Annotated in this window: 22 protein-coding genes and 1 pseudogene; 11 read left to right on the forward strand and 12 right to left on the reverse strand. The window is 66.8% G+C overall.

What is annotated here, in order from left to right; translation table 11 throughout:
- Positions 1–285, forward strand: a pseudogene (locus AB4Y94_RS00005) (hypothetical protein); the annotation flags it as partial.
- Between the two features lie 58 nt (positions 286–343).
- On the opposite strand, the gene AB4Y94_RS00010 reads toward AB4Y94_RS00005, so the two are convergent.
- The 4 genes from AB4Y94_RS00010 to AB4Y94_RS00025 all read right to left on the reverse strand — a co-directional run bounded on the left by AB4Y94_RS00010 (position 344) and on the right by AB4Y94_RS00025 (position 3324).
- Positions 344–1582, reverse strand: coding sequence for a low temperature requirement protein A (locus AB4Y94_RS00010; protein ID WP_441723537.1), 1239 nt, complete (start codon positions 1580–1582; stop codon positions 344–346).
- An 8-nt stretch (positions 1583–1590) separates the two neighbouring features.
- Positions 1591–2064, reverse strand: a complete 474-nt coding sequence (locus AB4Y94_RS00015) for a DUF6194 family protein (RefSeq protein ID WP_441723539.1) — start codon at positions 2062–2064, stop codon at positions 1591–1593.
- Positions 2065–2069: 5 nt separating this feature from the next.
- Complete coding sequence (locus AB4Y94_RS00020; RefSeq protein ID WP_441723541.1) at positions 2070–2567, reverse strand: DNA alkylation repair protein; 498 nt, start codon at positions 2565–2567, stop codon at positions 2070–2072.
- 88 nt (positions 2568–2655) lie between these two features.
- Positions 2656–3324, reverse strand: coding sequence for a TetR/AcrR family transcriptional regulator (locus AB4Y94_RS00025; protein ID WP_441723543.1), 669 nt, complete (start codon positions 3322–3324; stop codon positions 2656–2658).
- Positions 3325–3442: 118 nt separating this feature from the next.
- Between AB4Y94_RS00025 and AB4Y94_RS00030 the strand changes: the two genes are divergently transcribed.
- Positions 3443–4156, forward strand: a complete 714-nt coding sequence (locus AB4Y94_RS00030; RefSeq protein WP_441723544.1) for a DUF4386 domain-containing protein — start codon at positions 3443–3445, stop codon at positions 4154–4156.
- 21 nt (positions 4157–4177) lie between these two features.
- Here the strand turns inward: AB4Y94_RS00030 and AB4Y94_RS00035 are convergent, their stop codons facing one another.
- Positions 4178–5155 (reverse strand): NAD(P)-dependent alcohol dehydrogenase, encoded by a 978-nt coding sequence (locus AB4Y94_RS00035; protein WP_441723546.1) that lies wholly within the window; start codon positions 5153–5155, stop codon positions 4178–4180.
- Entirely contained in the window at positions 5152–5886 is a 735-nt protein-coding gene (locus AB4Y94_RS00040) for a DUF4386 domain-containing protein (RefSeq protein WP_441723548.1), read from the reverse strand. Before AB4Y94_RS00040 ends, AB4Y94_RS00035 begins: the two co-directional genes overlap by 4 nt.
- A 90-nt stretch (positions 5887–5976) precedes the next feature.
- On the opposite strand from AB4Y94_RS00040, the gene AB4Y94_RS00045 reads away from it, so the two are divergent.
- The 8 genes from AB4Y94_RS00045 to AB4Y94_RS00080 all read left to right on the forward strand — a co-directional run bounded on the left by AB4Y94_RS00045 (position 5977) and on the right by AB4Y94_RS00080 (position 14733).
- The gene (locus AB4Y94_RS00045; RefSeq protein WP_441723550.1) at positions 5977–6663 is read left to right on the forward strand and encodes a TetR/AcrR family transcriptional regulator C-terminal domain-containing protein; all 687 of its coding nucleotides are present in this window, start codon (positions 5977–5979) and stop codon (positions 6661–6663) included.
- 10 nt (positions 6664–6673) lie between these two features.
- Positions 6674–8101: an argininosuccinate synthase gene (gene argG / locus AB4Y94_RS00050; protein ID WP_441723552.1), complete on the forward strand. Its 1428-nt coding sequence runs from the start codon at positions 6674–6676 to the stop codon at positions 8099–8101.
- Positions 8102–8197: 96 nt separating this feature from the next.
- Positions 8198–8818 carry a MerR family transcriptional regulator gene (locus AB4Y94_RS00055; protein ID WP_441723554.1) on the forward strand — a complete coding sequence of 207 codons (621 nt, stop codon included), beginning with the start codon at positions 8198–8200 and terminating at the stop codon, positions 8816–8818.
- Positions 8819–8841: 23 nt separating this feature from the next.
- Positions 8842–9804, forward strand: a complete 963-nt coding sequence (locus tag AB4Y94_RS00060) for a hypothetical protein (protein WP_441723555.1) — start codon at positions 8842–8844, stop codon at positions 9802–9804.
- Between the two features lie 34 nt (positions 9805–9838).
- Positions 9839–12613, forward strand: coding sequence for a LuxR C-terminal-related transcriptional regulator (locus AB4Y94_RS00065; RefSeq protein ID WP_441723556.1), 2775 nt, complete (start codon positions 9839–9841; stop codon positions 12611–12613).
- 77 nt (positions 12614–12690) lie between these two features.
- On the forward strand, positions 12691–12951 hold the full coding sequence (locus AB4Y94_RS00070) for a hypothetical protein (RefSeq protein WP_441723558.1): 261 nt from the start codon (positions 12691–12693) through the stop codon (positions 12949–12951).
- 4 nt (positions 12952–12955) lie between these two features.
- On the forward strand, positions 12956–13690 hold the full coding sequence (locus AB4Y94_RS00075) for a DUF4386 domain-containing protein (RefSeq protein ID WP_441723560.1): 735 nt from the start codon (positions 12956–12958) through the stop codon (positions 13688–13690).
- Positions 13687–14733 carry an NAD(P)-dependent alcohol dehydrogenase gene (locus AB4Y94_RS00080; RefSeq protein ID WP_441723561.1) on the forward strand — a complete coding sequence of 349 codons (1047 nt, stop codon included), beginning with the start codon at positions 13687–13689 and terminating at the stop codon, positions 14731–14733. Before AB4Y94_RS00075 ends, AB4Y94_RS00080 begins: the two co-directional genes overlap by 4 nt.
- Here the strand turns inward: AB4Y94_RS00080 and AB4Y94_RS00085 are convergent.
- From AB4Y94_RS00085 to AB4Y94_RS00100, 4 genes are all read right to left on the reverse strand, one after another.
- Complete coding sequence (locus AB4Y94_RS00085; protein WP_441723563.1) at positions 14723–15091, reverse strand: VOC family protein; 369 nt, start codon at positions 15089–15091, stop codon at positions 14723–14725. The two genes, AB4Y94_RS00080 and AB4Y94_RS00085, sit on opposite strands and share 11 nt — an antisense overlap.
- Before the next feature lie 86 nt (positions 15092–15177).
- Positions 15178–15369, reverse strand: a complete 192-nt coding sequence (locus AB4Y94_RS00090) for a hypothetical protein (protein WP_441723565.1) — start codon at positions 15367–15369, stop codon at positions 15178–15180.
- A gap of 305 nt (positions 15370–15674) precedes the next feature.
- Positions 15675–15887, reverse strand: a complete 213-nt coding sequence (locus AB4Y94_RS00095; protein WP_441723567.1) for a three-helix bundle dimerization domain-containing protein — start codon at positions 15885–15887, stop codon at positions 15675–15677.
- A 75-nt stretch (positions 15888–15962) separates the two neighbouring features.
- Positions 15963–16817 carry an alpha/beta hydrolase gene (locus AB4Y94_RS00100; RefSeq protein WP_441723568.1) on the reverse strand — a complete coding sequence of 285 codons (855 nt, stop codon included), beginning with the start codon at positions 16815–16817 and terminating at the stop codon, positions 15963–15965.
- 132 nt (positions 16818–16949) lie between these two features.
- Between AB4Y94_RS00100 and AB4Y94_RS00105 the strand changes: the two genes are divergently transcribed.
- Positions 16950–18512, forward strand: a complete 1563-nt coding sequence (locus AB4Y94_RS00105; protein WP_441723569.1) for an MFS transporter — start codon at positions 16950–16952, stop codon at positions 18510–18512.
- Between the two features lie 40 nt (positions 18513–18552).
- On the opposite strand, the gene AB4Y94_RS00110 is transcribed toward AB4Y94_RS00105, so the two are convergent.
- Together AB4Y94_RS00110 and AB4Y94_RS00115 are read right to left on the reverse strand one after the other, a co-directional pair.
- On the reverse strand, positions 18553–19188 hold the full coding sequence (locus AB4Y94_RS00110; protein ID WP_441723571.1) for a dihydrofolate reductase family protein: 636 nt from the start codon (positions 19186–19188) through the stop codon (positions 18553–18555).
- 30 nt (positions 19189–19218) lie between these two features.
- Positions 19219–19839: a dihydrofolate reductase family protein gene (locus AB4Y94_RS00115; RefSeq protein WP_441723572.1), complete on the reverse strand. Its 621-nt coding sequence runs from the start codon at positions 19837–19839 to the stop codon at positions 19219–19221.
- Positions 19840–19974: the final 135 nt, after the last annotated feature.

A 19974-nucleotide genomic window follows, 5' to 3' on the forward strand; every position in this document is an offset into this window, starting at 1 on the left:
AAACACCAAGCCGGCTGGACCTACACCCAAGCCCGCGACGGCAGCGGCACCCTCACCTGGACCACCCCCACCGGCCACACCTACATCACCGAACCCGACACCCCCATCACCGCCACCCTCCACCCCACCGCGACAACCGCGACCGCACAAACCACGGCAAGAGCGGCAGCGAAAGCGGCAGCGGAAGCCGCAGCGCGAGCAGAGGAAGCCCCAGCGGCAGTGGAAGCGGAAGCCGCAGCGGAAGCGGAAGCTCAGCGCTACCTCGACCAGAACCCGCCCTTCTAAGCAGCACCAGCAGTCGCGACAGCACCTGAAGTAGCGGCACTCCCAGCGGCCGCGGTCCCTACTCCAGCACGTTCGGTGCGCCAGCCTGCGTCAGGTTTCCCCGCGACCTTCGGGGCGCAACTGTCACCACAACGACCAGCACGCACACCACGGCGATGCACGCCACGACGGCAGGCAATCCCACCACGCCTGAAGCAAGAGGCGACAGCAGCACGATGACGCTCGCGGCTATTGTCGCCGCCGGCCGTATCACCAACCGCTGCACAAGCGGCGCATGTACGGCCCACAGCAGAACGAGGAAGCAGGCCACAGGGACCGCTACGGCATATCCGACCACGGCGGCAGGCGCCTCCAGATGGCCGCCGGTGCGCGCGACCGCGACCTCCAGACCCGCTCCCAGCGCGGCGAGCGCGGCGAAAATGCCGTAGTGGCCATATCCCCACAGATACGACAACTCTCGGTGGTGTTCCAGACCGTCGCCGGCCGGCTCCAGGAAGTACAGCCACCACAGGGTGAAGAGCAGCACCAGCCCGGAAATCGCGACCGTGACGAGTGAGCCGCTGAGCCCCCCGGCGCGCAGCGCAGCCTCCACACCTGTCGAAGCGGCGAGCACGCTTTCGCCCAGGAGGATGATCGTAAACAGGCCGTACCGCTCAGCGATATGGTGCGGGTGCCAGCTCGTGCTCAGCTTTCGCTCTGCCCACGGTGGCACGGCCAGCTCCAACACGACCAGCCCGAGGAACACCGGAACCTGCCACGCCTCCGGCAGCAGTCCGGCCTGGGCAAGGAGGAGTCGAAGGACCCATCCCACCTGCACGATCGCGATGCCCGACGCGTAGCGCAGACCGATTCCGCGACTGGCCGGATGTTCGAATGCCACTCGCAGCCACTGGGCCACCAGCCCCACCCGCATGATCAGGTAGCCGAGAGTGACCGCGCGGTAGTCAGTCTCATTCACTGCTGCCGGCACACCGGCGGCGAGCACCAGAACCCCCGCCATCTGCACCAGGGTCAGCAGTCGATACGGAACATCGTCCGTGTCGTACGACGAAGCGAACCAGGTGAAGTTCATCCACGCCCACCAGATCGCGAAGAACACTTGCAGGAACGGCCCCAGAAGTACATGCCCGTCCGAAATGCCGTGCGCGAGCTGGGCGGTTATGCTCGCCACGGCAACGACGAAGGTCAGATCGAACAACAACTCGAGCGGGCTCGAAACCCGGTGCGGTTCATCCGTCGCCCGCGGCGACATCCGTACCCGAAGCCGGCCACCGGTCGGCGACGTCCCGTGCGCCATAGGTTGCGTCATCCGTTGCGTCGCTTGTACCGTTCGGCAGCCTGACGACGGGCGTCGGCCAGTAACGCCTTTGACTGCTCCGCGGTCTCTCCGCCAGGACACAGAATCGAGACCCAGGCCTGCGTGGCATACACCGGGTGGGGAAGCAGCGTGTCGAGCGCCGTGTAGTCGAACTCGGTCGCGTGCAACGGATGCTCAGTGGCCGGGTAACCGATCAGGCTCTCGAACGCGTTCCGGCCCACCGCGATGTTGAGCCGGAAAACGCCGGGACGGTTGAGCTCGGACGACTCGTCGAAGCCGGCGTAGTCGCTTGTGACGAGGGTCGCGAACGGAAAGTGCTGGTTGACGGGATCGCCCACCGGATCGTAGAAGATGAACGAGTCGCCCCAGGCCGCTTCTGGTGCGCCGCTCGCTTCGCTTGCCGTTGTCGCGACAACCCCGTGCAGGCTCCGGGCGAACGCCATGATGTCGTCCTCGGTCATGGCCATCATCTTTCCACCACCCGCGCCTGTGCCACCATGCTGGCGCGGCGAAGCCACTCGTTGTCGCCGTCCGCCCAACGACCGATGACAGCATCCGCTCGCTGGCGTTCCTGCCCCCGCAAACCGGCCACAAGTGGGCCGACGACATCGGCGGCCAAGGGGTCGACCAGTTCCTTCACCCGCGCCTCGCGCACGAAACCCTCGATCCGGGTCAAATCGGAGTTGCGAAGGAGTCCGACATTCGACTGCAGCAGCACGACGGCGGCCAGCCGGCGTTCGAAAACCGGCTCGGCCCACAGTTCCGAACTCAGGGCAGTGACGTCGTCGTGCGTCAGGTCGGGATAGCGACGACCAGCGTCCCGAATGGCTCCTCGTACGGCCCCGACCGATGCTCCGTAGAAGCGGATGTCGCTGCCGCCGAGCCGTGCTCGCGCTTCAGCAGCCCGATAATGGTCGCCCTCGCGCCGAAGGGCGGCGTCCACGAAGTCGCCGGCAGCACTCACCCGGCCACTCCCAGCGTCTCGACCCCGCCTGTCTCGACCCCGCCTGTCTCGGTCCCGCCTGTCCGAGCCCCGCCCCGATCACCGGCCATCACAGTTGGCGGGTGGGACTCGCTGCGGCCACACCCACCAGAAGCTGGTCCAGGATGCTCGCATAGTGATCGTCGCTTCCGAATCGGCTCAGCGGCTCGGCCACTCGCCCGGTGAACGGGTAGTCAGGCGACGCCTGGCCCCGGGCCACATCCCGAACCGCCTGCACGCCACCGGAACCCGAACGGGCAACCACGAAAGACGACCAGCCATAGTTCAGAGCGACGATCCCGCTGAAAACCGCAACCGCATCGTCCCCCCTGATGTTGCCTCGGTCAAGGATTCGCAGCGCCGTCTCGCCGATCGGCAACGCGTTCGGCCCCGGGTACGGGTTCGCGATCAGCGGCGCGATTGCCCAGGGGTGGTCCAGGAGTAACGTCCGGTGATTGACAGCGAACCGGCGCAACGCCTCGATCCACGGTCCGTCCTCCAACGGATGAGCGAATCGTCCGAGCACCCGGTTCAAAAGCGCGTCCACGAGTTCGCCCTTGGTCCCGAAGTAGCGGTACAGGGACATCGGAGAGCTCTCGAGCTCGGTCGCGACGGCCCGAATGGTGAGCGCATCGAACCCGGTTGCAGCGACCTGCTCACCGGCATTGAGGATGCCCTCGAACGTCAACGAGTTACGCGCCCGCCGACTGCGGGCGGATGCCGAACTCACCGCGGGCATGGAACCAACTTTCCGGGAACCCAGATCTTGCATACATTGTACGTTATGGGCTAACGTACGGCGTACACAACCTCTCCCGTGGAGAAGACCCGATGTCATCCCTGATCGCAAGCGCGCAATGACCGACCACGCAACCGGCACTGCCACCGTCCTCGCCGGTGTGCTGCTCATCGCCCTGCCGGTCGCCTTCAACGCGACCTTCGCCGGCCTGGCCCGGCTGTTCGACTACCCGGACGTGCTCCGTCGGCCAACCGAGGAGATCCTCGCGAAGTTCCGCGCCGGTGGATCCGCGCTGGTCCTGCTCTGGTGGGCATTCGCGATGACCGCCGTGCTCCTGGCGCCGCTGGCGGTCCTGCTGGCCGCATCCCTCGCCGGCGCCGATCCCCTCCTGCTCGGCGTCGGAGCCGTGGCCGGTGTGCTGGCAGCGCTTGTGCAGTTCCTCGGTCTCATCCGCTGGCCGTTCCTGGTGCCCTATCTCGCCAGGGCCGTCGCTGACCCCCAGGCCACGCCGGCGCGAAAGGATGCGGTCGACACTGTCTTCCAGTCCTTCAACCGCTTCCTCGGCGTGGCCGTCGGCGAACACCTGGGCTACTTGTTCACCGGGGCCTGGACCACTCTGGTCGGAGCCGCCATACTCCAGACCGACGTCGTTCCCGGCTGGGTCGGCTCGATCGGCATAGTCATCGGCGCAGTCCTGGCGGCCTGCTCGCTCGAGTTCGTCGGCCCGTTCGAACCGGGCGGCTGGAAGGTCGCCGCCGCCGTCACACCGATCGCCTACATCGGCTGGTCGCTCTGGCTGGTCGGCGTCGGTGTCGCGCTGCTCTGGGCCTGAGAGATCTCTGAATGATCTCGGTCAGGCAGCCAGTGTGATCACGGCGCTTCCGGTCTTCCGTCCGCTGTCGACCAGCCGATGAGCCTCGGCCCCCTGCTCCATCGCAAATGTGCGGCCGATGACGGGTGCGAACCTGCCCGAGCTCGCAAGCTCCGCGATGAAGCGGATGTTCTCGGTCATCACCGCGGGTTTGGCCAGGCCTGTGAGTGTGACGGCGGCCCTCCTGCTGCCGATCCGTGAGGTCCAGAGCATCTGCGCGAAGATCGGCGGGGTCGGCTCGGTCGTGAGGTAGATCCCCCCGCGCTTCAGGGCGCGTCGGCTGCGTCCGAAGGAGCTGCTCGCGACGGTGTCGAAGATGACGTCGTAGGCATCCCGGCGCAGGGTGAAATCGTCCGCCGTGTAATCGATGACGGTGTCGGCCCCCAATGACCTGGCCAAAGCGACGTTGCCCGTGCTGCACACCGCGGTAACTGTTGCGCCGTAATACTTCGCAAGCTGGACCGCCGCGGTTCCCACTGCGCCCGAGGCTCCGTTGACCAGGATGGACTGGCCGGCTCCCAGCCCGGCGGTGTCCCGCAGGAACGGCAACGCCGTGACCGAGCCGTCGAAGACAGCGGCCGCTTCGGGGTGCGTCAGGTTGGCCGGCGTCGGCACGACCACCCCGTCCTCCCCGACCACGACATATTCGGCGTGTGCGCCGAAGTCCGTCACGTTGACGCCGGAGACTCGGTCACCCGCCCGGAAACGGGTCACCGCGCTTCCAATTGCCTCGACCTCGCCGGAGAAGACCGTGCCGAGGATTGGCCACTTCGGTCTCCGGAGACCGAAATACAGCCGAGTCGAGAACGGACTGCCGGATCGAGCGTGGCACATCGCGGCGGTGACAACGGAAGCGTGGTTGCGTACCAGCAACTCGCCCGCGCCCGGCACCGGCGTGGCGACCTCCTCAATGCTCAGGACATCGGGGGTGCCGTAGTTGCGGGAGACGATGGCCCTCATCGGCCGACTGCTTCCGTGCGAGCGCCGGCGGCAACGAGGCGGCGGCCCTTGATCAACAGCCAGAAGATGATTGCCACCTCGCCGATGAAGAGAAGGCTGCCGAAAACGGCGGTGAAGCCGGGAATGAATACCGTGCCGACGGCATCCGCGATGTAGCCAAGGCCGGCAACAGCGAGCAGGGCGCCGAAGATACGCGCCACGAACCCCGAGCGGTAGGCCAGGGCGGCGATCACGAGTAAGTGGGTGCCGAAGACCCCCAGGCTGATCAACCAGATCGTCGAGAAGGCGTGGGTGGCGCTGACGACGGCGGCGGGGTCGTCAAGGCGGTCGAGCGCGACCACGAGTTGGCTGATGGCAACCATGAAGCCGACGGCGAAAGCGACGCGCAACCACGCCGCGACGGCAGAAACGACGCGGCTGACCGGCGCGAAGAGCACATACCAGGCTGCGGCCACGACGATGTCGAGGATCGTGACCAGGAACAGGGCGACGACGCCGAAGAGCCACTGCGCTGGGGCGTTGCCTATGGCCGCGGCGGTCTGCGCCGCGTCGCCCGCCGCAATGAGCGGCGCGATGGCGCCGAAGTTGCCGAGTGGGGCCAGCACGGCCATGAGCGCGAGGCTCACGCCGGCGACCAGGCTGGCCGTCCGCGGAGACCAGGAGATGAAGCCGGCCACTGACGTGCGGCGAGCCGCGGCACCTGTCATCGGTGGGTGCAGGAGGATGGTCATCAGCTTTCCTTACGTTGTATGTTTACGATGTAAGTACCGTACATATACGTAGTAAGGTTTGTCAATGGGCAGATCGACGGGAATTCGACGATGACGCCCCGCGCGCAAGCCGCCGCGGGACCTCGGGTACGCCTCAACCGGGACCGCGTGCTCCGCACCGCGATCGAACTGGCGGATGCCCGCGGCATCGACGCCCTCACGATGCGCAAGCTCGGGGAGGAGCTCGGGGTCGAGGCGATGTCGCTGTACAACCACGTCGCAAACAAGGAAGACCTGCTGAACGGCATGGTTGACGCGATCTTCGGCGAAATCGAACTGCCCTCCGACGGTGACGAGTGGAAGCTCGCCATTCGCAAACGCTCGATCTCATTCCGCGAGGTCTTGGCGCGGCATCCGTGGGCGACCGGGTTGAAGGATTCCGGAACCCAGCCCGGACCGTCGACGCTGCGCCACCACAACCGGGTGATCGGCACCTTCCGGAATGGCGGTTTCTCGGTAGCGATGACAGCCCACGCCTTCTCCGCCGTCGACAGTTACGTCTATGGCTTCGCCGTGCAGGAGAACAGCCTCCCGTTCGAGTCGGAGGAGCAGACGCAGGCGATGGCGCAGGTCATGCTCGCGCAGCTCCCGGCCGAGGAGTACCCGCACCTCGTCGAACTGATGACGAAACACATCCTCCGGCCGGGCTACGACTATGGCGACGAATTCCTCATCGGCCTCGACCTGATGCTTGACGGCCTGGAGCGGGCGAAACTGGGAGCCTCCGCCGCCGAATAAGATGGAGGCCATGTCTAAAGTCCTCACCTCCCTGCCCGTCGGCGAACGCGTCGGCATCGCCTTCTCGGGAGGTCTGGATACCTCCGTCGCCGTCGCGTGGATGCGTGACAAGGGCGCCGTGCCCTGCACGTACACGGCCGACATCGGCCAGTATGACGAGCCGGACATCGACACGGTGCCGGAGCGCGCCCTCGAGTATGGCGCCGAACTCTCGCGCCTCGTCGACGCCAAGGGCCCGCTCGTCGAGGAGGGGCTCGTCGCCCTGCAGTGCGGTGCGTTCCACATTCGCAGCGGCGGCCGCACCTACTTCAACACGACGCCCCTCGGCCGCGCGGTCACGGGCACCATGCTCGTGCGCGCCATGAAGGAGGACGGCGTCGACATCTGGGGCGACGGGTCCACCTACAAGGGCAACGACATCGAGCGCTTCTACCGCTACGGCCTGCTCGCCAACCCGCAGCTGCGCATCTACAAGCCGTGGCTGGACGCCCAGTTCGTCACCGAACTCGGGGGTCGCCAGGAGATGTCGGAGTGGCTGGTCGCCCACGGCTTCCCGTACCGCGACTCGGCCGAGAAGGCCTACTCGACCGACGCCAACATCTGGGGCGCCACCCACGAGGCCAAGCGCCTCGAGCACCTGGACACCGGCATCGAGATCGTCGAGCCGATCATGGGCGTCGCCGCCTGGCGCGACGACGTCGAGGTGAAGACCGAAGATGTGACCCTCACCTTCGAGGCGGGCCGTCCGGTCGCCATCAACGGCGTTGAGTTCACGGATGCCGTTGCCCTGGTCCACGAGGCCAACGCCATCGGCGGCCGTCACGGCCTGGGCATGAGCGACCAGATCGAGAATCGCATCATCGAGGCAAAGAGCCGCGGGATCTACGAGGCACCGGGCATGGCCCTGTTGCACATCGCCTACGAGCGCCTGCTGAACGCGATCCACAACGAGGACACGATCGCCAACTACCACTCGGAGGGTCGTCGCCTCGGCCGCCTGATGTACGAGGGCCGCTGGCTCGACCCGCAGTCCCTCATGCTGCGCGAGTCGATCGTGCGCTGGGTTGCCTCGGCCGTGAGCGGCACCGTCACGCTGCGCCTGCGTCGCGGCGAGGACTACACGATCATGAACACGACCGGACCGGCGCTCAGCTACCACCCTGACAAGCTCTCGATGGAGCGCGTCGGAGATGCGGCGTTCGGCCCGGTGGACCGCATCGGCCAGCTGACCATGCGCAACCTCGACATCGCCGACAGCCGGGCTCGCCTGGAGCAGTACGCGGCGCAGGGCATCATCTCGGGGGAGACCGCCGCGCTCGTCGGCGCCCTGGACCAGGGCGGGGCTGCGGCAATCGTCGGCGCCCCCGTCACCGACGAGGCAGCGGATGCCGCCGAGGCGTCGCTCGACCGCGCTGCGATGGAGTTCGGCACCGACTGAGTGCGGTCCCGGCGTCGCGGCTTTCCGTCACGCAGCGACGGCGGGATGCGCGACAGCTATAGACATTTTCACTATCGGATATACATAATATCTGTTGTGAAGATCTCTCAGCTGAGCGCCCAGAGCGGCATCCCGCTTCCGACGATCAAGATGTACTTGCGTGAAGGGCTCCTGCCGCCTGGCGAGCGCACCGACGTCAACCAGGCGAACTACTCCGACGACCACCTGCGACGATTGCGCGTGATCACGGGGCTGGTCAAGGTGGGCGGCCTCTCTATCGCCGCCGCCCGGTCGGTCCTCGCCGCGGCCGATTCCGAGATCCCACTTGCCTACACGCTCGGAGTGGCCCAGCATGCGGCATCCGCTCCGATCGATCAAGCGGATGTCCGTGCCGACGACCTGGCGCACGCTGACGAGATCATGGCCGCCTGGGACTACAGCCCCGACGGGCCGGGCCGCCTCGGCGTCGCACAGGTGGTGGGCGCCTTCGCCGCGTCCGGCCAACCGGCGGACACCAGATGGCTCGCGCGCTACGCCGAGGCGGCGCTGCTCGTCGCCGAAGCCGATCTGGACTTGATCGACACCCGCGAGACCCGTGAGGAGAAATCCGAAACCGTCGTGATCGGCACGGTGCTCGGGGACGCGCTCTTCGCCGCGCTGAGGAGAACTGCCCAGGAGCACGTATCCAACCAGCGCTACAACCCCCCAACCGGCTAGTACGACACCCATTTGGAGCAGTGATGACATCCACCCTGCGGCATCCTCCCCTGGTGACACGCACCTCAATCACCTGGCACCGCCCCCTCATCCTCCTCGCCGGTGCTATGCTGGCGCTGGTCGTCGTCAGCATCATCGGGCTCATGATCGACCCGCGAGTGCTGCTCGGCGCGCCCATCTGGGCGAAACCGTTCAAGTTCGCCGTCTCAATCCTCCTCTACGCTGTGACGCTGTCCTGGCTCGCGGGGATGGCCGGACGGCACCGCCGCCTGGCGTGGTGGGCCGGGACCATCGCGGCTGGTGCGCTGCTGGTGGAGATGGTCATCATCACCGGTGCCGTCATCGCCGGAACCACGAGCCACTTCAACGTCTCCACCCCGTTCCATGCCGCGCTGTGGGCGGCAATGGCGATCTCGATCGTCGTCGTGTGGCTGGTCACGCTCCTGGTCGGGGCGCTCCTCGCCTTCGCCCGGCTCGGCGACTCCGCCCGCTCCTGGGCCATCCGATCCGGGGTGGTCCTGGGCCTGGCCGGAATGGCCCTCGCCTTCTTCATGACCTCACCGACATCCGCCCAGCTCGGCAACTTCCAGGGCATCGCCGGCGCGCACGCGGTGGGAGTGGCCGACGGCGGTCCTGGCCTGCCGATCCTCGGCTGGAGCACGGTCGCGGGTGACCTGCGCGTTCCGCACTTCGTGGGCATGCACGCCCTCCAGCTGCTGCCGCTGGCCGCGCTGCTGCTCGAGCTCGGCTCGTCCCGGGTGCCTGCCCTTCGCAGGGAGACGACCCGCCTGGGCCTTGTGATCGTGGCCGCGGGACTGTACGCGGCCGTCATCACGATCCTCTGTGTCCAGGCGCTCTCCGGCCAGTCGGTCGTGCGACCGGATGCCACGGTGACCGTGATCACGCTGGGAGCGTTCGGCGCGGCGTTCGGCGCATCCGCCGTCATCCTGCGGCCGGCTGTCCGCGGCGTCCGCGCGGGCGGCTGACCAGCCATACACTGTCTGCTGAAGGGAGGGGGACATGGCGGGCCCACTTCTCGAGACCAAGTTTCACACTCCCACGCTGCGCCGCAGGGTGGTCGCGCGTCCCCGACTGAAGGAACGACTGGGCCGCGGCACTGAATCGACGCTGACCCTCGTGTCGGCTCCAGCCGGCTTCGGTAAGACCACACTCCTGGCCGAGTGGCTGGCATCCGCTTCCGCCCGCGGATGGTCGACCGCGTGGCTCTCGCTCGACGCCGGCGACAACGAACCGGTCCTGTTCTGGACCTATGTCGTCACCGCGCTGAAGGCATCCGTGAACGACGTCGGAGCAACCGCGCTCTCGCTCCTGCAATCACCGCAGTCGCCCATCGAGGCGGTGCTGGCCACCCTCGTCAACGACCTCCACGTCCTCACGAACGACGTGATCCTGGTGCTCGATGACTATCACCTCATCGAATCGCGGGAGGTTCACGAGGGGATGGCGTTCCTGCTGGAGCGGCTGCCCCCGCAACTGCACCTCGTGATCGCCGGCCGCGCGGACCCGATGCTGCCGCTGGCGCGGTTGCGGGCACGGGGTGAGCTCGTCGAGATCCGCGCCGCCGACCTGCGCTTCACGGCCGAGGAGGCGGCTTCCTACCTCGCCGACGTGATGGGACTCGCGCTGACGGCCGACGATGCCGCGGCACTCGACGCGCGTACCGAAGGCTGGATCGCCGCGCTCCAGCTGGCGGCACTGTCGATGCAGGGGCGCACAGACGTGTCCGCGTTCATCGCGGGTTTCGCCGGTGACGACCGGTACATCGTCGATTACCTGGCCGAAGAGGTCCTGCAGCGCCAACCAGCGGATGTCCAGCGTTTCCTGCTCCAAACGTCCATCCTGGACCGGCTGACCGGCCCGCTGTGCGATGCCGTCACCCGACAGGACGGCGGGAAGGCCCGGCTGGCTGCGCTGGAGAGGGGCAACCTGTTCCTTGTTCCGCTCGATGAACGTCGGCAGTGGTATCGCTACCACCAGCTCTTCGCTGACGTGTTGCAGGCCCGGCTGGTGGACGAGCGCGGCGACGAGCTCGCCGAACTTCACCGGCGCGCAAGCGCGTGGTGCGAACAGGCCGGTGACACGCGGGAGGCGATCCGCCACGCGCTGGCCGCGGAGGATTTCGAGCGGGCGGCGGACCTCGTCGAACTGTATGTCCCGGCAATCCGGAGGAACCGGCAGGAGGCCATACTGCGCGGCTGGTTGGAGCTGCTCCCTGATGAGGTGGTGCGCGTCAGGCCGGTGCTCGGCATTGGGCTGGTCGGCGCGTTGCTGGTGAGCGGGGACGTCGACGGAGTCGAGGAGCGGCTGCGGAACGTCGAGCGGTGGCTGGGGCCGCCGGGAGACGACGGCCGGGAGATCGGTACCGGATCACCGGACATGGTCGTCCGCGACCACGAGGAATTCCGTCGTCTCCCGGAGACCATCGAGGTGTATCGGGCTGCCCTTGCCCTGGGGCGTGGTGACCCGGCGGGCACGGTGCGCCACGCACAGCGTGCGATCGCTCTCGCTCCCGCGGAAGACCACATCGGTCGTGCAGCCGCATCCGGTCTGTTGGGGCTCGCCTACTGGGGGAGCGGTGACCTGGAAGCAGCGCACCGGTCGTACTCCGAATGCCTGGCCGGGCTGTACAGCGCCGGGCACCTCGCCGACACCTTCGGGTGCGCGATCGCATTGGCGGACATCCGCCTCGTCCAGGGGCGTGTGAACGATGCCCTGCGCACCTACGAGCACGCGCTGGAGCGTGCGCCGGGGAAGCCGGGGTCTGTTCTCCGGGGAACTGCCGACATGTACGTGGGGATGAGCGGGATCCTCCGCGAGCGCGACGACCCGCTCGGCGCGACCGAACTGCTCAGGCGTAGCGACGAGCTCGGGCCGCTGGGCGGGCTGGCGCAGAACCTGTACCGCTGGCGGGTGGCCATGTCCCGGGTCCGGGAGTCCGAAGGCGACCTGGCCGGTGCGGTTGACCAGCTGGCCGAGGCGGAGCGGCTCTACGTGAGTGACTACTTCCCGAACGTTCGGCCGGTGGCGGCGTTGCGAGCACGGATCTGGATCAGGCAGGCGCGGCTGGGTGAAGCGCTCGGCTGGGCGCGGGAACGAGCACTGTCGTCAGCCGACGACCTCAGCTACCTGCGCGAGTTCGAGCACATCACCCTGGCCAGGGTACTCCTGGCCCGCCATGCCGCGGAAAGCACTGAAAGCGCGAAACGCACCGGGCGCCCGGGTGACTCCATCCACGAGGCGGCGGTCCACCTCGACGAAGCGATCGGCCTCCTCGCTCGACTGCTGCGAGCGGCGGAAGACGGCGGCAGAACCGGGAGCGTCATCGAAATCCTGGTGCTCCGGGCCCTCGCCGAGCAGACACGCGGGGACACGGCAGCGGCGCTCGCCGCGTTGCATCGCGCTGTGGCGTTGTCCCAGCATGAGGGCTACGTTCGAATTTTCACCGACGAGGGGGAACCGATGGCCGCGCTGTTGCGAGCCGCGGTCAATCAGGGACCGGCCGTGCCGTATGTTCGTCGGCTCCTGGCCACCATGAACGCGATGAGTGCGACGGGGAGGAGGACGCCCGTCGGCCCTGGCCTGATCGAACCGCTGAGCCAGCGGGAGGGCGAGGTGCTCCGGCTGCTGGCAACCGACCTTGACGGTCCCGGGATCGCCCGGAAACTGGTGGTCTCGCTGAACACGGTGCGCACCCACACCAGCCACATTTACGCCAAGCTCGGCGTGACCAACCGTCGTGCCGCCGTCCGGCGGGCAGAGGAACTCGACCTCTGAATCACCACGATTATCACCACATCTGGTGATGGCCGCTCACCAGCACCGCTCCTACCTTCGAATCAGGAAGGAGTGCCATGAGCGGCTGGTACGAGGTTCGCCTCGAAGGACACCTGGACCCCCGGTGGACCGAGTGGTTCGACGTGCTCAGCCTCAGCGCTGAGAGCGACGGCACCACCGTACTCCGCAGTCGGGTGACCGACCAGGCTGCCCTGCATGGACTCCTCCAGAAGGTGCGCGACCTCGGCCTGCCGCTGGTCTCCGTCAGCCAAATCGATGTCACCCAGATCGACCCCGACCTTCCCACAGCCCACGAAACGATCAACAAAGGAGATTGACACCATGACTACCGTCGTCACCCCCACAGCGAAACGAGTCCCGATGAGCTCGCTGCGAAAAACCGCGCTGGTCGCCGGCGTGCTTTACCTGATGACCTTCGTCTCGATCCCGACCCTCGCGCTCTATGGTCCGGTGCGAACCGACGCTCACTTCATCGCCGGCGCAGGCCCGGTAACCGGCGTGATCGTTGGTGGCATTCTGGAGATCATTGTCGCCCTCGCCTGCATCGGAACCGGTATCGCACTCTACCCGGTGGTCAAGCGGCAGAACGAAGGGGTCGCCCTCGGCTTCGTCAGCTCACGCATCCTGGAGGCGGCCACCATTTTCGCCGGAGTCGTCGCACTCCTGGCCATCGTGACCCTGCGGCAGGCGGGCGCCGGAGACGAGGCGGTGATCACCGGGCAGGCGCTGCTCGCCCTGAACACCTGGACGACCGTGCTCGGTCAGGGGTTCCTCCCCGCAGTGAATGCGCTGCTGCTGGGATCGCTGATGTACACGTCCCGCCTGGTGCCCCGGATCCTTCCCATCCTGGGATTCATCGGGGCGCCCCTCCTCATCGCATCCGTTGTCGGCGCGCTGTTCGGCCTCTGGGGGCCGGTGTCCCCGCTGTCCGGTCTCGGCGCACTCCTGCTCGCGAGCTGGGAGTTTTCACTGGGCGTATGGTTGGTCGTGAAAGGCTTCAAGCCCAGCCCCGTCACCACAAGCCCTGCGCCCGCGGGGTCGGCGGCTGCCTCATGAACGGCCAGGCGATGATCAACGCGAAACCTGCCCAACCCGGTGCCGGATCCCGCGGGGCTGCGCCCCTGATGAAGGCAGCCGCATACGGGAGGTTCGGACCTCCCGAGGTCGTCCAGCTCGTCCAGGTGCCCAAGCCCGCACCACGGCAGGATGAGGTGCTCATCGCGGTGCACGCGAGCACCGTGAGCGTCGCGGACCACCGCGCCAGGAGCCGCAGCGTTCCGCGCGGGTTGGGCGCGTTTGCGGCATACGGCCTCGGCCTGCTCCGGCCCCGCCACCCGGTCCTCGGCATGGATGCCGCCGGGGTCGTCGAAGCCGTCGGGGAGAACGTCACCCGGTTCAAGCCGGGCGACGAGGTGATCGCAATGCTCGGCGGAGCATTCGGCGGTCATGCCGAGTACGTGTGTGTGCACCAGGACCACGCCATCATCGCGAAGCCCCGCTCGATGACCTATGAGGAAGCGGTGACGCTCGTCTTCGGCGGGCTCACGGCGCGGGGATACCTGAATCAGGTGGTGGTCGAACCGGGTGACAGTGTGCTGGTCAACGGGGCTTCCGGTGCGGTGGGTACGGCAGCAGTCCAACTCGCCCACGAGCTGGGCGCCCGTGTCACCGCGGTCTGCAGCGGCGTCAATACGGAGCTGGTCACCTCACTCGGTGCAGACTGGGTGATCGATTACACGAGCGACGACTTCACGGCGCATGCCGAACGCTTCGACGTGATCGTGGACTGTGTCGGCAATGTCCCGCTCAACCGGATGACGGGCTCCGTCAAGCCAGGTGGCGCGCTGCTGCTCGTCGTCACTGACCTCGCCGGTCTGCTGCGGGCATCGCGTCGGCGTCGGAAGAGCGGACTGTTGGTGACGGCCAGCGTCGGCAGGAGCAGGGCCGAGGATCTGGCATTCCTCGTCGGCCTCGCGGAAGCAGGTCGATATCGGGCGGTCATCGACCGCACCTACGACCTCGTAGACATCGTCGACGCACACCGCTATGTCGACACCGGCCGCAAGAAGGGCAACGTCGTGCTGCGGATCACCGCGTGATCTGCTGCAATGCCCAGGAGTTGCCGTCGGGGTCGCTGAAGTAGGCGTACCGAACGCCTCTGCCCATGTCATGCACGTCCGAAACGTCGACCCCGTTGTCGACGAGGGTCCGGCGGGAGACGTCGACGTCGTCCACGACCAGGTGGAGGCCACGGACGGGTGCCGCTTCGGGCTCGCTGATCCCGACACCGATGACGATGGAACAGGCGGAGCCCGGCGGTGTCAGCTGCACTATGCGCATCCCGTTCCCTGGCTCAACATCGTGGTCGAGGGTGAAGCCCACCCGGTCCACGTAGAACGCCTTGCTTCGGTCGACGTCGGTCGAGACCAGTGGCACCAGCTCCAGGCGCATGTCCATAACGCACTCCCTCTTCTCACAATGGTCCTGTGAGCGTACATCGTGCATGACGAAGGTGGGACGCGAGGGCGTTAGCCCGGGGATGTTCAGGCGCTGATCGCCGGTCCGCGCCAGTCGGAGTGCAGCAGTGCGAATGCACGGGCCCGCGAAACGGACTGGCCGACCTCGACGGCGAGACCGAGGGTGACGCCTCGGAGGGCGACGTAGACGGTGCCGGCCCGATGGATGTAGCCCAGGATCGCCTGGTCCAGCTTCACGACCAGGGTCGCTTCATCCATCCTGGCAACCGACACGCGGTGATGGGCTCCGGCCTCGCGCGATTCGGCGCCGTGGTCAGCGGGCCCCGGCGGAGCCGTTCGTGGGTCCTTCGCGTCCGCTGTCGCGGCATCCGCTTGAGACGTGGGGGTTGGCGTGTGCGCGAGCTTCGGAATGGCAACCGGACCGGTTTCTCCGAAGAATACGTTTTTCAAGAATGAACTCCCTCGAGCGCCGCACGGGGCCTGGATGCGGATGATCCCAGTTGAGGATTACACAGGTTGTATCCACTTGTCGAGACAATTTCATTTCATGCCGCGTTCCAGGGTCAGCCCTTGTGCTTCGCCTTGACGATCTCCGACTTGGCACCATGCTCGACCAGGACCGGGATGTAGTCGCGAAGTTTGGCGTTCTGGAGCTTCGTGTAGTTGTCGTCGACAATCTGTTCGATGTGCTTGCCGGGGATGTCGGGATATTTTTTCTTCAAACGCTTGACGACATCGTCGATGGCCTCACGTTCGCTCTTCTTCTTGTCCACCATGGCTGAAGAGTGGCAGCGGGAGATGACCGCCCGCTGTGAATGCGCGGGGCCGACGGGGCGGCCGCTTCGCCGCTCTCACATTTCGGCGGGAGTGAACTCCTGCACGAAGGCGAGGGCGACGTCGGCCGGTTCGCGCCATCCGCTGTCGATGGTCAGGGAGTGGCCACGGTTCGGCACCCTGGCGACCCGGGTCACGCCGTCGTTGCGCGATTGGAGCTTGTAGCCGGCTTCCATGATCGGCCACGGTACGGTGTTGTCGCCCTCTCCGGAAATCAGGAGCGGCGGACCGCGGTCGGGATTCTTCGTGTCGACCCTGGTCTCGGCGAAGGGGTTCAGGTTGGCCGTCGCCGCCTGGAACAGCGGCACTCCGGAAGCTGGAACGTGATAGGTGTCGTATAGCTCGTGGGCCTCTGCCTCGTCGACCTGGTTCGCCCAGCCATAACGGAACTGCTCGAACGTGAGCGAAACCGCCTTGCCGAGATTGGTCGGGTTGGCCAGAACCGGCGCGGCCGACTTCAGCGAGGACGCGGGCAGCGGGAGTACGCCCCGGAAGGGTGCGTTGTCGATTGACACTGTGGCCGCAGCCGCTCCATCGCCGGCGATCTTCTGTGCGATCAGCCCGCCGAAGGAGTGCCCGATCACGGCGGGTTCGTGCTGAAGCTCGCCGATGGCTTCCAGGTAGTGGTCGGTCACCTGGTTGACCATCTTCTTCGCGAAGACGTCTGGGTCACGCCTCGCATCCTCGACGCTGTCTGGATCGTCCGGCCAGCCCGGTGCGACAGTCGTGTATCCGTTGTCCTCGAAGAGGGCGCGCCACTTGTCCCAGCTGCTGGAGAGCAGCCAGAGGCCGTGGATGAATACCACCGGCCGCCTGCCGCCCTCGTTCGCTCGCGCGACCTCGTCCCGCTCCCATTGCGTCAAAGTGCTCATCGGGCACCCCTTGCTCTCCGGTCGGCGCACTGCTGCGCGAACTGGTCAGAGCGTAGTCGCAACGGCCGGTGCCGCGGTAGAGGTAACTGAGCCGTCCACGTGATTAGTTATACTTATGTAATTATATTTTCTATGACCAAGAAAGAAGTGTCTGTGGCCTCCGCATCCGCCCCCCTCGGAACCGACGTTCCGCCCTTCCGGCGCCCGGGCCATCCGGCGCTCACCTTGATCGCCGTGTGCTTCGGCCTGTTCATGGTCGGTCTGGACTCCACCGTCGTGCACATCGCCAACCCGGCGATCCAGGCAGACCTCGATGCCACCTTCGGCGAGCTCCAATGGGTCATCAACGCCTACCTGCTCGCCCTGGCCGTCTGCCTCATTCCAGCGGGCAAGCTCGGCGATCGCTTCGGCCGGAAAAGGATCTACATCATGGGTGTCGTCCTCTTCGGCATCACCAGCGTCGCGATCGGCCTCATCGGAAGCATCGAAGGCGTGCTCGTGCTCCGCGCCCTGCAGGGCGTGAGCGCGGCGCTCCTGATGCCGCAGACAATTGCCCTGCTCCGGGCGACGTTCTCGCGCGAGAAGTTCGGCATGGCCGTGGGAATCTGGGGCGGGGTCTCCTCCGTCTCCATCGCCGGGGGGCCGCTCGTGAGCGGCCTGTTGGTGCAGGGCGTCGGGTGGGAATGGGTCTTCTACATCAACGTACCGATCGCCATCCTCGGTGTGGTCATGGCCGCCCTGGTGATCCGCGAGACTGCCGTTGAGAAGGGTGGCGGGATCGACTACCCGGGGATCATCCTGCTCGGCGGAGCGCTGTTCTCCGTCGTTTTCGCCGTGGTGCAGGCGCAGAGCTGGGGCTGGGGCAGCGCCGCGACCATCGGCGTCGGTGCGGCCGCTCTGGTGCTGTTCGCCCTGTTCGTGGTCGTCGAGAGTCGCGTGGCATACCCGCTCCTTCCGCTGAGCCTCTTCAAGTCGGCTGGTGTCAGCGTTGGTGGCCTCGTCTTCCTGGCCAATTTCTTCGCGATTCTCGGAGTCACGTTCCTGCTGACCCTGTTCCTGATGAACTCGCTGGGTAACAGCGCGGCAACCGCGGGCCTGATGATGCTGCCGATGAGCGTCTTCTCGATCCCGTCCGCGCCCATCGGTGCATTCCTCACCTCGAAGATCGGCCCCCGCACGGTTGCCGCGCTGGGCCTTGGCCTGATGGCGGTCGGCCTCGCGTTGTTGACGCTGGTTGGCGTGGAAACGCCGTATTGGATGATGGCCGTGCCCTTCGTGGTCATCGCCTTCGGGTCCGGCTTTGCGATCCCGTCGGGGGCAGACCTCATCGTGGGCGGGGCCCCGGTGCACCTTGCCGGCGTAGCCAGCGGCTTCCAGACCACCTGCATCCAGGTCGGTGGTGCCATCGGCACCGCCATTCTGTCGGCGATCGTTGCCGCCCACGTGATCCCCGCCGTCACCGCGACTGCCCTTCCCGCCGACGCGGTCGAAGCGGCATCCGCTGGCGCGGTGTTCGACGGGTTCCCCGGTGTGAACGGCGCCTTCGTCGATGGCATGCACCTGGGCCTGTGGGTCGCCGCAGCGCTGTGCGCAGCGGTCGCCGTTCTGGTCCTGACCGCGGTGCGCATGCCGACGGGCCACGACATCGAGACGGTGCTCGAGGAGTCCGCCGAAGCCCTGGCCGGTCGCCGCTGACGGAAACAGGAAGGGCCCCTCCTCGCGGAGGGGCCCTTTGTCACTCCGAACCGCGGCCCGGCGGGCCGCTGATCACGGTGGGGATGTACTCGAGCAACTGGATCCGGCCGTCGAAGGTCTTGCTCTCCACCATCTCGAGCGAGACGTCCGGATAGTCGTCATAGATCCGTTCCCGCCCGGTGCGCCCGGTGATCACCGGGAAGACCACCACCCGGAACCGGTCCACGAGGCCCGCGCTCAGCAACGACCGGGACAGGCTGAGGCTTCCGAGGGTACTGAGACGGCCGGTGCGGGTGCGCTTCATCTCGGTCACCGCCTCGACCGCGTCCCCGGAGACCAACTCAGAGTTCGGCCACTCCAAGGGCGCCTGCAGGGTGGAGGAGAAGACGACCTTCGGCATGGCGGCAAGGCCGGTCAGGCTGGCTCCCTCGTTCTCGGAGAAGTCCGAGCCCTCGGTCGCTGCCTCTTCTGACATGCCGCTCATCAGCCGGTAGGTGGTCGCCCCCATGAGGACGGTGTAGTCCTTCTTCCCCTCTTCCTCCAGCCAGGCCAGGTACTCCGGCCCCTCCAGCCCCCACCATCCGGGCCAGCCCTCGGCGGAGGCGTAGCCGTCCAGCGAGATGATCAGGTCGATCATCAGCTCTGCTGAAACCGTGCCTGCAGGTTGTTCGCCCATTGTCGTCTCCTCTGTCCGATTGACGTCGTCTCAGGTCATGTCGCCCGTTGCCGGCACAGCACCTGTCGGGCCGTAGCGCAGGAGAACCACGCCCTTCTCCGAGGCCGCCTCGGCACCGATCAGGTCAAGGGACGCGGGTGGTCCGTCGGCGGGGAACAGCCGTTTGCCCGGACCGAGCACGATCGGGTACACCCACAGGTTCAATTGGTCGAACAGAGCATCAGCGACGAGGGTGCGGGCGAAATCAATGCTGCCGATCACGTGGATTTCCTGGTGCCGCTCGCGGAGTGCCGACAGCTCCGCGGCAAGGTCCCTGCCGAGCAGGTGGGAGTCTCTCCACCCGGGTTCCGGCGCGCCGCGCGACACGACGTATTTGGGGATCGCGTCGAATTTGCGCGCGATGTCGGCGGCGGGTCCGTCGAGTTGATACGGCCAGTACGAGGCGAAGATGTCGTATGTGCGTCGGCCCAGGAGCAGGGCGTCCATGGCTTGAATCCCAACGGAGACCTGGGCGCCGACGGTGTCGTCGAGCAGGGGCGCCTGCCAGCCGCCGAACGCGAACTTGCCGTCGGTGTCCTCTTCGGGACCGCCGGGAGCCTGGGCGACCCCGTCGAGCGTGGTGAAGAGGTCAATGTGGATACGACCGGACATCGAAGTCTCCCTTGCTCGCGGTGCTGCCTGCCCGGGTGGTGGCCCTCTGTCCCGGCTGTGCAATTCGCTGGTGCTACGTCGCATTTTCAGAATATCGCGGCGAGGGGGTCTTGCTGCAAGCCCCCAGGCGCCCAA

Source organism: Glaciibacter sp. 2TAF33 (genome assembly GCF_052114945.1).
Classification (GTDB): Bacteria; Actinomycetota; Actinomycetes; order Actinomycetales; family Microbacteriaceae; genus Cryobacterium.

Excerpts from the sequence above, each read along its gene's own strand:
- AB4Y94_RS00010 (WP_441723537.1), bottom strand. The coding sequence starts at position 1,582 with ATGGCGCACGGGACGTCGCCGACCGGTGGCCGGCTTCGGGTACGGATG.
- AB4Y94_RS00015 (WP_441723539.1), bottom strand. The coding sequence starts at position 2,064 with ATGACCGAGGACGACATCATGGCGTTCGCCCGGAGCCTGCACGGGGTT.
- AB4Y94_RS00025 (WP_441723543.1), bottom strand. The coding sequence starts at position 3,324 with ATGCCCGCGGTGAGTTCGGCATCCGCCCGCAGTCGGCGGGCGCGTAAC.
- AB4Y94_RS00030 (WP_441723544.1), top strand. The coding sequence starts at position 3,443 with ATGACCGACCACGCAACCGGCACTGCCACCGTCCTCGCCGGTGTGCTG.
- AB4Y94_RS00035 (WP_441723546.1), bottom strand. The coding sequence starts at position 5,155 with ATGAGGGCCATCGTCTCCCGCAACTACGGCACCCCCGATGTCCTGAGC.
- AB4Y94_RS00040 (WP_441723548.1), bottom strand. The coding sequence starts at position 5,886 with ATGACCATCCTCCTGCACCCACCGATGACAGGTGCCGCGGCTCGCCGC.
- AB4Y94_RS00045 (WP_441723550.1), top strand. The coding sequence starts at position 5,977 with ATGACGCCCCGCGCGCAAGCCGCCGCGGGACCTCGGGTACGCCTCAAC.
- argG (WP_441723552.1), top strand. The coding sequence starts at position 6,674 with ATGTCTAAAGTCCTCACCTCCCTGCCCGTCGGCGAACGCGTCGGCATC.
- AB4Y94_RS00060 (WP_441723555.1), top strand. The coding sequence starts at position 8,842 with ATGACATCCACCCTGCGGCATCCTCCCCTGGTGACACGCACCTCAATC.
- AB4Y94_RS00065 (WP_441723556.1), top strand. The coding sequence starts at position 9,839 with ATGGCGGGCCCACTTCTCGAGACCAAGTTTCACACTCCCACGCTGCGC.
- AB4Y94_RS00070 (WP_441723558.1), top strand. The coding sequence starts at position 12,691 with ATGAGCGGCTGGTACGAGGTTCGCCTCGAAGGACACCTGGACCCCCGG.
- AB4Y94_RS00075 (WP_441723560.1), top strand. The coding sequence starts at position 12,956 with ATGACTACCGTCGTCACCCCCACAGCGAAACGAGTCCCGATGAGCTCG.
- AB4Y94_RS00080 (WP_441723561.1), top strand. The coding sequence starts at position 13,687 with ATGAACGGCCAGGCGATGATCAACGCGAAACCTGCCCAACCCGGTGCC.
- AB4Y94_RS00085 (WP_441723563.1), bottom strand. The coding sequence starts at position 15,091 with ATGGACATGCGCCTGGAGCTGGTGCCACTGGTCTCGACCGACGTCGAC.
- AB4Y94_RS00090 (WP_441723565.1), bottom strand. The coding sequence starts at position 15,369 with ATGGATGAAGCGACCCTGGTCGTGAAGCTGGACCAGGCGATCCTGGGC.
- AB4Y94_RS00095 (WP_441723567.1), bottom strand. The coding sequence starts at position 15,887 with ATGGTGGACAAGAAGAAGAGCGAACGTGAGGCCATCGACGATGTCGTC.
- AB4Y94_RS00100 (WP_441723568.1), bottom strand. The coding sequence starts at position 16,817 with ATGAGCACTTTGACGCAATGGGAGCGGGACGAGGTCGCGCGAGCGAAC.
- AB4Y94_RS00105 (WP_441723569.1), top strand. The coding sequence starts at position 16,950 with ATGACCAAGAAAGAAGTGTCTGTGGCCTCCGCATCCGCCCCCCTCGGA.
- AB4Y94_RS00110 (WP_441723571.1), bottom strand. The coding sequence starts at position 19,188 with ATGGGCGAACAACCTGCAGGCACGGTTTCAGCAGAGCTGATGATCGAC.
- AB4Y94_RS00115 (WP_441723572.1), bottom strand. The coding sequence starts at position 19,839 with ATGTCCGGTCGTATCCACATTGACCTCTTCACCACGCTCGACGGGGTC.